The organism is Ralstonia condita (assembly GCF_958405655.1).
Taxonomy (GTDB): domain Bacteria; phylum Pseudomonadota; class Gammaproteobacteria; order Burkholderiales; family Burkholderiaceae; genus Ralstonia; species Ralstonia condita.
Window position 1 is genome coordinate 105,590 of the sequence record NZ_CATYWO010000007.1, and the last position, 12,792, is coordinate 118,381.

Annotated in this window: 13 protein-coding genes; 2 read left to right on the top strand and 11 right to left on the bottom strand. The window is 64.5% G+C overall.

Annotated elements, in window-relative coordinates; translation table 11 throughout:
- Positions 1-36 precede the first annotated feature (36 nt).
- From msrQ to R2N03_RS18550, 8 genes are all read right to left on the bottom strand, one after another.
- Positions 37-696 carry a protein-methionine-sulfoxide reductase heme-binding subunit MsrQ gene (gene msrQ / locus R2N03_RS18515; RefSeq protein WP_316659311.1) on the bottom strand — a complete coding sequence of 220 codons (660 nt, stop codon included), beginning with the start codon at positions 694-696 and terminating at the stop codon, positions 37-39.
- 7 nt (positions 697-703) lie between these two features.
- Positions 704-1,699 (bottom strand): protein-methionine-sulfoxide reductase catalytic subunit MsrP, encoded by a 996-nt coding sequence (gene msrP, locus R2N03_RS18520; RefSeq protein ID WP_316659312.1) that lies wholly within the window; start codon positions 1,697-1,699, stop codon positions 704-706.
- Between the two features lie 96 nt (positions 1,700-1,795).
- On the bottom strand, positions 1,796-2,653 hold the full coding sequence (locus R2N03_RS18525) for an anti-sigma factor family protein (protein WP_316659313.1): 858 nt from the start codon (positions 2,651-2,653) through the stop codon (positions 1,796-1,798).
- Positions 2,654-2,661: 8 nt separating this feature from the next.
- A complete protein-coding gene (locus R2N03_RS18530) occupies positions 2,662-3,216 on the bottom strand; it encodes an RNA polymerase sigma factor (protein ID WP_316659314.1) in 555 nt (184 codons plus the stop codon).
- Between the two features lie 24 nt (positions 3,217-3,240).
- Positions 3,241-3,669, bottom strand: coding sequence for a COG4315 family predicted lipoprotein (locus R2N03_RS18535; protein WP_316659315.1), 429 nt, complete (start codon positions 3,667-3,669; stop codon positions 3,241-3,243).
- A gap of 101 nt (positions 3,670-3,770) precedes the next feature.
- Positions 3,771-4,961 (bottom strand): c-type cytochrome biogenesis protein CcsB, encoded by a 1,191-nt coding sequence (gene ccsB / locus R2N03_RS18540; RefSeq protein WP_316659316.1) that lies wholly within the window; start codon positions 4,959-4,961, stop codon positions 3,771-3,773.
- 7 nt (positions 4,962-4,968) lie between these two features.
- Positions 4,969-7,155, bottom strand: a complete 2,187-nt coding sequence (locus R2N03_RS18545) for a cytochrome c biogenesis protein ResB (protein ID WP_316659318.1) — start codon at positions 7,153-7,155, stop codon at positions 4,969-4,971.
- A 112-nt stretch (positions 7,156-7,267) separates the two neighbouring features.
- Positions 7,268-7,927, bottom strand: a complete 660-nt coding sequence (locus R2N03_RS18550) for a c-type cytochrome (protein WP_316659320.1) — start codon at positions 7,925-7,927, stop codon at positions 7,268-7,270.
- Positions 7,928-8,170: 243 nt separating this feature from the next.
- On the opposite strand from R2N03_RS18550, the gene yihA reads away from it, so the two are divergent.
- The gene (gene yihA, locus R2N03_RS18555; RefSeq protein ID WP_316659321.1) at positions 8,171-8,872 is read left to right on the top strand and encodes a ribosome biogenesis GTP-binding protein YihA/YsxC; all 702 of its coding nucleotides are present in this window, start codon (positions 8,171-8,173) and stop codon (positions 8,870-8,872) included.
- A gap of 150 nt (positions 8,873-9,022) precedes the next feature.
- Complete coding sequence (gene hemB / locus R2N03_RS18560) at positions 9,023-10,018, top strand: porphobilinogen synthase (protein WP_316659322.1); 996 nt, start codon at positions 9,023-9,025, stop codon at positions 10,016-10,018.
- On the opposite strand, the gene dsbD is transcribed toward hemB, so the two are convergent.
- The 3 genes from dsbD to rplQ all read right to left on the bottom strand — a co-directional run bounded on the left by dsbD (position 10,019) and on the right by rplQ (position 12,754).
- Positions 10,019-11,836: a protein-disulfide reductase DsbD gene (gene dsbD, locus R2N03_RS18565; protein WP_316659323.1), complete on the bottom strand. Its 1,818-nt coding sequence runs from the start codon at positions 11,834-11,836 to the stop codon at positions 10,019-10,021.
- 18 nt (positions 11,837-11,854) lie between these two features.
- The gene (gene cutA / locus R2N03_RS18570) at positions 11,855-12,193 is read right to left on the bottom strand and encodes a divalent-cation tolerance protein CutA (RefSeq protein ID WP_316659325.1); all 339 of its coding nucleotides are present in this window, start codon (positions 12,191-12,193) and stop codon (positions 11,855-11,857) included.
- A gap of 162 nt (positions 12,194-12,355) precedes the next feature.
- The gene (gene rplQ, locus R2N03_RS18575; protein ID WP_252684657.1) at positions 12,356-12,754 is read right to left on the bottom strand and encodes a 50S ribosomal protein L17; all 399 of its coding nucleotides are present in this window, start codon (positions 12,752-12,754) and stop codon (positions 12,356-12,358) included.
- Between the last annotated feature and the right edge of the window lie 38 nt (positions 12,755-12,792).

Here is a 12,792-nt window from a genome sequence, read left to right on the forward strand (position 1 = left end):
GCGACATTCGCGGCTTTTTGTTTTGCGCACACGGTATCAATCGCGTGCCGGCATGACCCCGCCCCTGACCGCCCCCTGTCGGGCGCCGCGCCATGCCCACCATACGCGCAACCCCAGCAATATCGCCATCACGGCAGCATAGATCGATACCTCGGCAAAATCGTTCTTGCCAGCCTTATGCCACCAGTAGTGCAGGATGCCCAGCACGCCGGTCACATAGACAAGCCGGTGCAACCACTGCCAGCGCTTGCCGCCCAGCCTGCGCACCATCGCGTTGGTCGATGTGGCGGCCAGCGGAATCATCAATACGAATGCGGTGAAGCCCACCGTGATGAAGGGCCGCTTGCCGATGTCTTGCAGCATCGACGCCGGATCAAGACCGCGATCGACCACCAGCCAGATCAGGAAGTGCAACGTGCCATAGAAGAACGCATAGAGCCCCAGCATGCGGCGAAGGCGTATGAGCCAGTTCATCCCCGTGAGCCGGCGCAAGGGCGTAACGGCCAGCGTGCAGCACAGCAGGACCAGGGTCCAGGTGCCGGTCGAGCGCGTGACGAACTCCAGCGGATTCGGCCCAAACTGGTCGGTCGCGCCCAGCAAGACAATGCGCAGGAACGGCACGAGGGCCACCAGCCACGCTACGGCCTTCACCGCGCGCACCTGCCTTGGCGCAAGCATGGTCGGTAGCAATGTCATGTCGACCTCAGAAATTCTTGCGCAGGTCCATGCCCGTGTAGAGCGAGGCGACCTGATCGTAACCGTTGAACATCAGCGTCTTGCGCTTCGGCGCAAACAGGCCGCCGAAGCCCCCCTTGTCTTCGCCGATGCGGCGCTCGGTCGCCTGGCTCCAGCGCGGGTGGTCAACCGTCGGGTTCACGTTGGAGTAGAAACCGTATTCGTTGGATGCGGCGATGTTCCAGCTGGTCGGCGGCTGCTTGTCGACGAAGCGGATCTTGACGATGGACTTGGCACTCTTGAAGCCGTACTTCCAGGGCACGACCACGCGCACCGGCGCACCGTTCTGATTGGGAAGGACCTGGCCGTAGAGGCCAAAAGTGAGCAGCGCCAGCGGATGCATCGCTTCGTCCAGGCGCAAGCCCTCGCTGTACGGCCACTCCAGTACCGGGCTGGTCACACCGGGCATCTGACGCTTGTCAGCCAGCGAGATGAACTGGACGTACTTCGCACTGCCCAGCGGCTCCACCCGCCTGATCAGCTCCGCCAGAGAGAAGCCCACCCAGGGAATCACCATCGACCAGCCCTCGACGCAGCGCAGGCGGTAGATGCGCTCCTCCATCGGCGCCAGTTTCATCAGGTCATCCAGATCATACGTCTTGGGCGCCTTCACCAGCCCTTCTACGCTGACCTGCCAGGGACGCGGGCGCAGTGTGCCGGCGTAACGCGCGGGATCCGACTTGTCGGTTCCAAACTCGTAGAAGTTGTTATACGACGTCACATCTGCGAATGGCGTAGCCTTCTCGACCGTCGTGTAGGCCGGATTCGGCCTGGCCGCAAGTTTGGCCAGCGGCGCGCTGGCCGCAAATGCCTCGCGCGACGCCCAGGGCGTCAACGCCGCGCCAGCCGCACCGGCAGCCGCCGCAGCCAGGAAGCGGCGGCGCTCCTCGAAAATGTGCTGCGGCGTGATCTCGCTGGCGGGAATGTCTTCGCCGCGGAGCCAGCGGTCGGTCTTGATCAGCATGATCGTTCCTCGTCGTTGGGGAGATGCGCTCCCGATGTGCTTCTGTCGTGGCCACGCCGCCAACCTGACAGCGCGATCCCAAAAAAGTCAGTGGGTCTAGTCGGCCAAGGCGGCCGGCGCGGTGAATTCGCCGTACTGCCGGTAGACCGCCTGCGCGACTTCCAGCAACTGCGCGCGCGCCAGCGGTCCGGATACCGCAAATCCCAGGCCGTGATCGGCCCAATAGAAGGCCATCGGCGGCTGGCGATCGACGGCCGGATGAATCGCTTGCAGCACGCGGTTGTCTGGCGCCAGCGTCTCGAGCCGGAAGCCGGTATCGCGGTTATTCGGCATGCGCCGCACCTGTACGGAGATGCGCGTGCCGCCGGGGCCCTCGTACATCAACATGGCCGTGGGGGCATCTGCCACGACCGTCTGGCGCCCGCCAATCAGCCGATAGCCGAGCGCCGTCAAATCGGGAACGTGAAGTCGCGCATCCAGTCGCCGCGACAACCACGTGACGAGATGTGCCTCCTCCGTGGCCGGCACCTCCACCATGTGTTTGGACTCCGGGGCAAACACAACGTGCGAAACGAGCGCGTCGTTGGCGAAGCGTTGCATCGGCAAGGCGCGCTCGACGGCACCTCGGCCGAGCCAACCGGCGCCCACTCCGAGAGCCAGGCAGGCCAGGCTCAGTGCCGCAACATGCCAGCCGCGCGATGCGCCGAAGCCGGCACGGGACGGCCGCTGCGCTGCCGCAAGAACGGCCGCCGGAATGCGACGCGGCGGTACCGGCTCGTTGAGGAGTGGATCCAACGCACGATGCAGTCGGGCATTGGTCTCGCGCCAGGCGGCCACCTCGGCGGCGACCCCCGGATGCGCCGCGAGATGGGCTTCCACGGCTGCCCGCCGCGCCGCAGGCAGACAGCCGTCGGCATAGGCGTGAAGTTCGTCGATGTGGATGTTGGCGGACATGACGGGCCTCACTTCACACGGTGCAGCGCGGGGCTGCCATCACGTGATGGGTTCGACGCGGCAGGCGTGCCGTCCAGCGCGATGCGCATCCGCTCACGGGCGCGCGACAGGCGCGACATCACCGTCCCGACCGGCACGCCGAGCACGCTGGCAGCCTCCTTGTAAGCGAACTGTTCGAGCCCGACCAGCAGCAGCACCGCGCGCTGGTCTTCTGGCAACGAGGCAAGCGCACGCACCAGGTCGCGGCGCAAGCCGGGGTCGTCATCGATCGGGATATCGGGCGGCGTGTCGGTCAGCTCGATCCGATCCGGCCGGCGCACGGCGTTCAGATGCAGGCGGTGCATGATGGTCAGCAGCCAGGCAAACAGCCCGTCGGCGGCGCTCGCCGCCCCGAGCACGCCCAGACTCGTCGGCCGCAACTGGAAGCGCCAGCGGTAGCGCCAGGCGCGTTCCAGCGTATCTTGGACGAGGTCATCGGCGCGGCTGGGGTCGGCCACCAGGCCACGCGCGTGACGGCGCAGACGCGGCGTCAGCGCGATCAGGCGGCCAGCGATGTCGGTCATGAGCGCGCGGGCGCGGCGGTGGGCTTACGGCTTGGCGATGTGCCAGATGTTCAGGAAGCCGTCACCGGTCTGGTCGCCGGGCATCTTGTCCTTGCCAAACAGGTAGAGCGGCTTGCCCCGGTATGCCCACTGCTTCTTGCCGTCGTCGCGCGTGACGATGGTGTAGTCGCCAGAAGGCTTGTCGGCGTCGTTGGCAGCCAGCGGAGGCCAGTTGGCTGCGCACTTGCCGTTGCAGGCGCTCTTGCCGGCGACGGTGTCACGGTCGAACGTGTAGAGCGTCATGCCGTGCTGATCGGTCAGCGCGCCGTTGGCCACCTTCACGGCTGTCGGCGTGGCGGGCGTCCCCATGCCCATGCTGCTGCAGCCGGCCAAACCCAGCGCGGCGAGCAGTACGGCACCGGCCAATGCCATGCGCGGGTGGGACAACATGGGGGAAGCTGCGGACTGGCTCATCTCGTTCTCCTTGGGTGGAGAGGCGCGGGAGTCGCGCCCTCTCAGAGCAGTAAACACGCTGGGCGCGTCTTTATTCCAGTCCGCCGAAGCATTTTTGCGACTTACAGTTCGCCGTAGCTGTGAAGCCCCGACAGGAACATGTTGACGCCCAGGAACGCAAACGACGTCACCACCAGGCCGATCAGGGCCCACCACGCTGCCATGCGGCCGCGCAGGCCCTTCATCAGTCGCATGTGCAGCCACGCTGCATAGTTCAGCCAGACGATCAGGGCCCAGGTTTCCTTCGGATCCCAGCTCCAGTAGCCACCCCAGGCATCAGCCGCCCACAGCGCACCGAGGATCGTCGCGATGGTGAAGAACGCAAAGCCAACCGTAATGGCCTTGTACATCACGTCATCGAGTACCTCGAGCGGCGGCAGCCGGTCGGCGAGGATGCCGTGTTCCTTGAGCAGGTAGGCAGCTCCCACCATGGCGGACAGGGCAAAGGTGCCGTACCCGATGAAGTTGGCCGGCACGTGGATCTTCATCCACCAGCTCTGCAATGCCGGCACCAGCGGCTGGATCTCCTGCGCGCCGCGCGAGACCGTGTACCACAGCAGGAAGCCCACTGCCGCCGACACCACCAGCATCACGAAGGGCCCCAGGGCGCGTGTCCTGTAGCGCTGTTCGTAATACAGATAGAACAGCGAGGTGATCAGCGTGAAGAGGATGAACACCTCATACAGGTTCGAGATGGGGATATGCCCGATATCCGCCCCGACCAGGTAGGACTCATACCAACGCACCAGCATACCGGTCAGGCCCAGCACCACGGCGGCCCAGCACAGCTTGCTGCCGATCGCCCCGCCAGCCTCCCAGCGCAGTGCGAGCCCCGCCCAGAAGAACAGCGTGGACAGGAAGATCAGTGCGCTCATCCAGAGGATGGCCGACTGGCTGGCGAGGAAATACTTGAGGAAAAACGCATGCTCTGCGCGGGCGAGCTCGGGGCCGTTCGGGCCGCTGTACTGCGCGATCCCGAACAGCGCCAGGATGGCCACGCCGATCATCAGGACTCGCACCGGCTTCCAAGTCCAGCCCAGCCAGGCGAAGGCCGGAACCACGGCAATCAGGATGCCGCGCTCGTAGCCGTCCATGTAGGCGCCGTAGCGCGAAAATGCATAGCCGGCACCCGCCACAAGCAGCGCGGCGAACAGCCAGTCAAACCAATGCAGGCGGCGGAAATACGATGGGCGCTGCAGCGCACCCAGATCAGCGCTCGCCACGGACGTTTGGGGAGGATTGGTCGCTTCCATCACCTGCTCACTTCGTTGGGTTGGGACCGGCCAGCGCAGTCTGGGCGGCACCGGCTGCGCCAGTCGCGGCGCGGACATCGTGCTTGAGGCGCTCGAACTCACGGTCAAAGTCGAGCGTGCGGCGCGTGGTCGACATGGCGGTCAGCACATGTGCGCCGGAAGCGGCGTCCCCGGATTGCGGTCGGACCCACAGCCACCAGCGGCGCTCCCGCACATAGAACATCGAGAATACGCCCAGCACTAGCAGCAACGACCCAAGATACACGATGTTCTTGCCCGGCGCACGCGTGAGCTGGAACACGCTCGCCTGAACCTGCTGGAAGTCGGTGAGCTGCAAATACACGGGGGCGCCATAGAAGAAGCTGTCCGATATCGAGTTGACCGCGGTCTGCAGCCACTGGCTGGTGGTGGCGTCCACGGCGGGCGCTGGCAGGCCGTCTTGCGCCCGGGCCAGTTGCCACAGCTCCCACATCGAGCTGTTGATGATCTTCATCAGCACGTCGGCGGCTTTCTCGCGCTCGCCCTCGGGAACGGATTTCTGCAGGAAGGCGGCCATGGCGGCAAAGCCGCCTTGTGGATCCGCGGAGGCGCCCTGTGCGGTGGTGCTGCCCGCAAACAGGTCGAGCGCACGCTGGGCACTCTCCATCAACTGCTGGCGTAGCTGGGCACGGTCGTCGCCAGGCATGGAGAGCAGCGCAAAGCGGCGTGCAGCCTCCCCGCGCATCGCTGGGTTCTGCACCGCGGCGCGCAGGCGCATCCAGTCGTTCACGGTGCCTTGTGCGTCGGCAGGGATGCGCAGGTAGCGGAAGGGCTCGTCCGGCTGCGTGCGCACGCCGGCCAGAAACACAGACTGCCCATCGAGCGTGACCGGCTGCATGTAGTTGCTGAACTCGCGTGCCTGACCGTTGGCGTCGCGCAGCTTGTACTGCACCGAAGGACCGACGTTGCGCAGATCCCGATCGCGCGTCATCTTGGTGATGTTGCCGAGTTCCGCCCGCAGGCCAGCGTCATTGCCGCCCTTTCTACCGACGCCGCGCGCGTCGGGCTTGCCGGAGGCATCCGTGACGGTCTCGATGTTCATCGGGCGGAAGTCGGTGAACTCGACGGTGTAGTCAGCCCCGTGGCCGGTCAGCTTGGTGTCCTGGCCCACGGTACCGGAGAGCGCGAACGTCTTCGTGTTGTTCCCTTGCATGGGGAATCCGGTCAGCGTGAGCTTGGAACCGCCGTCTTCAAAGCTCGACTGGTAGATTGCCACGCCGTCGAAGACGAAAGGCTTGTTCACTTCGACGCGCGCGTCTGTCCGCTTGCCTGTGCGGCGGTCCGTCACGACGATGTCGCTGGCGAACAGCTTGGGCATACCGGTCGAGTAATGCTCGACCGTGAATTTCTTGAGCGTGATCGTGAAGGGCAGGTCCTGGATCAGCGCCCCATCAGCGATATTCAGGATCGCCGTGCTCACGCTCGAACCCTCCGGCACGAACGCGTTACCGCGAAAACCCGGATTGGACGTGGAAAGCCGGTGCTCCGGCCCGATCTCGTTGATGACGGCGTTGCCCTTGATCGGCGACTTGCCGCCGAACCACATCTGCAGGCGGATCATCATGTCACCGTCGAGCAGCCCGCCGATGCAGATGATGACGATGGCGGCGTGCGCGAGGATGTAGCCGATCTTGCTGCCTGCGCCAGCCTTGGCGGTGATGAGCGTGGCGCCCTCCTCGCGTGCGAAGGCTTTGATGCGGAAGCCGCGGTTCTGTGCGAGTGCCGCCAGGCGTGCCGTGACGGTCGCGGCATCGGCGGACGTATCAAATTCGTCCTTGTGATGGAACGCGCGCAGGCTGCCCTCGCGGACGTTCTCGCGCCAGGCACGCATATCGGCCAGCATCTTCGGTGCATTACGCACGATGCAGAGCGAGGTCGACACCACCAGAAACGTCAGGATCAGCAGGAACCACCACGCGCTGTAGACCGTGGGCAGCGTCAGCGAACGGAACACATCGGCCCAGAACGGCCCGAACTGGTTGACGTAGTTCGGGTACGGCTCATTCTGCTTGAGTACCGTACCGATGACGCTGGCGATGGCAATCACGGTCAGCAGGCTGATCGCAAAGCGCATCGACGACAGCAATTCGACCGTTTCGCGCAGTGCGCGCCGGCGCGAACGGATCTGGACGCCAGAAGTGGAAACCGAAGACATGCGGAAGAAGGTACGGTTCAGAAACGAAAACGGGGCGGCGATGCCAGGCGCATTGCCACCCCGTTCTCCTTGTTGATTGTGCGACCGTCACATGACAGTCAGGTGCGGCAGATTAGCGCAGGCCGGCAATATAGTCGGCCACGGCCTTGATCTGCTGGGCTGTCATGCGGCCGGCCAGTGCGGTCATCTGCACGCTGTTCTTGCGGGCGCCCGACTGGAAGGCGGTCAGCTGGGCTTCGGTGTACTCGGAAAACTGACCGGCGATGCGCGGGTATTGCGCCGGAATGCCGGCACCGTTCGGGCCGTGGCAGCCAGCGCACGCCGCGATGCCTCGCTTGGCGTCGCCGCCGCGATAGAGCTTCTGCCCCAGCTCGATGGTGTCCTTGCTCTTGGCGAAGCCCGGCTTCCAGGCCGGCTGCTTGCCCAGATACGCGCCGATGTCTTTCATGTCCTGCTCGGACAGCGCGGCGGCATAGACCGACATGACTGGGTGGTTGCGTTCGGTCCGGGCCTTGAAATCCTTGAGCTGCTTCTCGATGTATTCCGGATGCTGGCCCGCCAGCTTCGGGTTGACGTTCATCGCGCTGTTACCGCCGGCGCCATGACAGCTGGTGCAGGCGGGCACGCCATTGGCGGGGATCCCGGCGTTGAAGATCGTCTCGCCGTGCGCAGCATCGGCTTTTGCGACTTTCTGTTCTTCGGCGTGAGCCACCGAAAGGGCCGATGCCAGGGACAGCGCTGCGACAGCAAGAACGTTCGCGATGCGGTTCATTCGCACACCTTGTCTAGATTGTTTTCGAATGCTGCGTGCGCCGCACACTGCCGGACCCAGCGGCGCCGGGCGTCCCCTCTCCTCGGACCAGACCGCCGCATGAAAACGGACCGGCCCGGGCCTCGGGGCGGTCCTGCGACGGAACTGGTGGGGACGTCCGTAAACCGGCGTATTGTACAATAACAGCCCTGCAATGCGACCTCGCGGCGCAGCAACCCACGCAGTCTACAAGCATTGCCGCGCATGTCGCTCCTCCATCAAGCCCGATTCTTTACCACCGTCAATCATCTGCGCGATTTACCGGCCACTGCCGTGCCCGAAGTCGCATTTGCAGGTCGCTCAAACGCGGGCAAGTCGACCGCCATCAACATCCTGTGCAACCAGAAGCGGCTCGCGTTCTCCAGCAAGACACCCGGCCGCACGCAGCACATCAATTATTTTTCGGTGATGCCAGCCAAGGCGGAAGACCCGCTCGGCTTCCTGGTTGACCTGCCGGGTTACGGCTATGCCGAGGCGCCCGGCGAGACCAAGTCGCACTGGGAACACCTGCTGGGCGACTACGTGCAGGCGCGCCAGCAACTCGCCGGTCTCGTCATCATGATGGACGCGCGCCGTCCGTTTACCGACCTCGATTGCCAGATGGTCGAGTGGTTCCTGCCGACGGGCAAGCCGATCCACGTGCTGCTCACCAAGGCTGACAAGCTGACCAACAACGACGCCTCCCGCGCATTGATGGCAGCGCGCAAGGTGCTGGCCGATTACCGCACGCAGATCGACGGCGACGTGTCGCTCACGGTGCAGTTGTTTTCGAGCCTGAAGCGCCGCGGCATCGAAGAGGCGCAGCGCATTGTCGCAGGCTGGCTGTGCCTGCCGGAGGCATCGAAGTCGGCACCGGACACGGAACAGGCAAAAAAAACCCCGTCGCCAAACGCGCAACGGGGGTAACGATCCCATCGAGCCGTCGATGGGAACCCGCGTCAGGGAGGAGCCGCGGGGGACGCCGCACCAGCGTCGCGGGCGCGTTGTCCGTGCGTAGGATGGATAATCGCGGCAAAAGTTTAGAAACTTCACAGTGTGTTCTTAGGGTCCGCTGAAATGATCGCTAGCTTCCCCGACCATCGTCCGCGCCGCATGCGCCGTGACGATTTCTCCCGCCGCATGATGCGCGAGTCGCGCCTGACGGCCGACGACCTGATCTACCCGGTCTTCATCCTCGAAGGCACTGGTGTGCGGCAGGCGGTGTCCTCCATGCCGGGCGTCGAGCGTGTATCGATCGACGTGCTGCTGGGCGTCGCCGAGCAGTGCGTGCAGCTTGGTATTCCGGTGCTTGCGCTGTTTCCCGTGATCGAGCCGTCGATCAAGACACCGGACGGCATCGAAGCCACCAACCCGGACGGTCTGATTCCGCGCGCAGTGAAGGCGCTGAAGGCGCGCTTCCCTGAACTCGGCATCCTGACCGACGTGGCGCTCGACCCGTACACGAGCCACGGTCAGGACGGTGTGCTCGATGAGAACGGCTACGTGCTCAATGAAGAGACGGTCGAGATCCTGACACGCCAGTCGCTGGTCCAGGCTGAGGCCGGCGTGGACATCGTCGCGCCGTCCGACATGATGGACGGCCGCATCGGCGCCTTGCGCATGGCGCTGGAACATGATGACTTCATCCACACGCGCATCATGGCCTACGCGGCCAAGTATGCGTCCGCGTTCTATGGCCCGTTCCGTGACGCGGTAGGCTCGGCGACCAATCTGGGCAAGGGCAACAAGATGACCTACCAGATGGACCCGGCCAATTCGGATGAGGCGTTGCGCGAAGTCGCGCTCGACATCGCCGAGGGTGCGGACATGGTGATGGTCAAGCCCGGCATGCCTTACCTCGATATCGTGCGGCGGGTGAAGGATGAATTCCGCTTTCCGACCTACGTCTACCAAGTCAGCGGCGAGTATGCGATGTTGAAAGCCGCCGCCCAGAACGGCTGGCTGGATCACGACAAGGTCGTGCTGGAATCGTTGCTCGCATTCAAGCGTGCGGGTGCGAACGGGATTCTGACGTACTTCGCCCTGGACGCTGCCCGCTTGCTGCGCGCCTGATCAGACGGCCCGCGCTGGGCTGAGTGCCCGGCGCAGGCTTTCCAGGAAGGTCTCGGCACGCTCGAAGCCGATCACGCGGACGCTCGCCTCCCGGCCGTGCGGATCGAAGAAGATCGTGCCGGGCGGCCCAAACAGGGCAAAACGCTTGAGCAGCGCCTGGTCATCGGCGTTGTTGGCGGTCACGTCGGCCTGCAAGAGCACCACATCCGTGAGCGCCGTGCGCACACGGGCATCGGTGAATGTCAGACGTTCCATTTCCTTGCAACTGACGCACCAGTCGGCATAGAAGTCAAGCATGACGGCCCGGCCCGCCAGGCTGGCATTGCGCACTTCGGCATCGAGTTCAGCAGGGCTTTTCACGCGCTTGAATGTGAGGCCGCGCATCTCTTCTCGCACCGGCGTCCCGGCCGACGCGCGCATGAGGCCGGACAGCGGCTGCAGCGGGTCGCGGCCACCGGCAGCCACGCCGACCAGTTGCGCAGCCCCCGCCAGCGCCAGTACCACCCCCACCACCTTGCCCAGGCGCTGCACATTGCCCGCCCCGTCCGGCAGCGAATCGAAGGTGCGGAGGAATACGGCAGCGCCGATCAACAGCGCGCCCCACGCCACCATGGCTGCCCATGGCGGGACAATCGGCTGCACGATATAGAGGGCGACTGCAAGCAGGATGAAGCCGAAGATCGCTTTGGTCACCACGAGCCAGCGCCCGGCACGCGGCAGCAAGTTGCCCGCGCCCACGCCCACCAGCACCAGCGGCACGCCCATGCCGATGGACATGGACAGGAGCGCCGCGCCGCCGATGGCGGCATTGCCGGTCTGTGCGATGTAAGCGAGCGCGCCCGCCAGTGCGGGCGTCACGCACGGCGATACGATCAGCGCTGACAGTGCACCCATGACCGCGGCGCCAACGATCTGTCCGCCGTTTTGATGATTCGATGCCTGAGTCAGGCGATGATGCCAGGATGCCGGCAACTGCAGTTCGTACAGCCCAAACATCGAGAGCGACAACAGCACCATGAGCGCGGCAAACGCTCCCAGCACCCATACGTTTTGAAGCGCAGCCTGCAAGCCCTGCCCGGCCAACCCGGCCGCAACGCCGACCGCCGTGTAGACAACCGTCATGCCAAGCACATAGGCGATCGACACCACCGCCGCACGCGAACGCGTTGCGTGCTCGCCCACCACGATGGCCGACAGGATCGGCAGCATCGGCAGCACGCACGGTGTGAACGTCAGCAGTAGCCCCAACCCGAAGAAAAGCGCGGCGATCGCGCCCAGATTGCCGCTGCCCAGCGTGCTGGCGATGCGGCCGAGTGTGTCGCCCGAGTTGGCCGGGACCACGGCTGCCGAAGGCGAACCGGACGCCGACGTTGGCTTCACCTCGAACCGACTCTTCATCGGCGGGTAGCACAACCCCTGGTCGGCGCAGCCCTGGGAAGTGACGACCAGCGTAAATGGCGTGGATGCGTTCTGCGCCTTCACGCGAAAGACCAGTTCATGGCGATACGTCTCGACGTTCTTGTTGAAGGTCTCGTCGAACTTGACCTTGCCCGCCGGCAGTTCCAGCGGCGCGAACGTGATTGTTGCGGGATCCGCTGCCACGATCAGCCGCTCGCGATACATGTAGTACCCGTCAGCGATGGCGAACTTGACCTCCACGGTCTGGCCGTCCACCTGTGCCGCCGTGAATCGAAACGCCTGCTCTGGCGGCAGAAAATCGTCATCAGCGTGTGCGGGGGCATGCAGGATCGCCACGGCGGCCAGCAGCATCAGCAACTGCAGTACGCGACGCAAGGACGGAAACGAAAGGAAGGTCATATCAACGACTGTCGGACTTCATACGGAAAGCGGGCGCGTTTCGCCTGACACCCATGCGAGATAGGCGGGCAACCCTGCCGCCAGCGGAATGGCAATGATCTCGGGCACCTCGTACGGGTGCGCCTTACGCAGCGCCGCTTCCAGCATGGGATACGACGCACGCGTTGTCTTGATGAGCAGTGGAACCTCTGTCGCCTGCTCGATCGCGCCCTTCCACCAGTAGGTCGATACGCACGCCGGCAAGCGATTGACACACGCGGCCGCACGAGATTCCAACACAATCTTGATCACATGGTCCGCGCTTTCACCATCGGGCATAGTGGTCAGGACCAGTAACACATCGGTTCCAGCGGGCATGCAAACTCCACAAGGACGCGCGGTGAGGCCGCAAGGCCACGCACAGGCAACAAAAAAGCCAGGATGCGACTCCTGGCTTCATTGTAATGCGAGCGAAAACCCGCTCTTCTTGGGCCAGCCGGCGCGACGCGATGCCGCACCAGCACCAACCCGCAACGTGGCTTACTCGGCTGCGGCTTCGGCGTCCACGGCCTCGGCAACTTCCGGGCGGTCGAGCAACTCGACCAGCGCCATCGGCGCATTGTCGCCCTGACGGAAGCCGAACTTCAGGATACGGGTGTAGCCGCCCGGACGGGTCGCGAAACGCGGGCCCAGTTCGGTGAACAGCTTGGTGACCATGTCGCGGTCACGCAGGCGGGCGAATGCCAGACGGCGATTGGCGACGGTGTCCTTCTTGGCCAGCGTGATCAGCGGCTCGACGACCTTGCGCAGCTCCTTGGCCTTCGGCAGGGTGGTCTTGATCAGCTCGTGCTGCAGCAGCGAGTTGGACATGTTGCGCAGCATCGCGAGACGGTGCGACGAGGTGCGGTTCAGTTTCCGCAAACCATGACGGTGACGCATGATGATTCCTTCTTAAGTGTGTTTGACCAGCTCTTCTA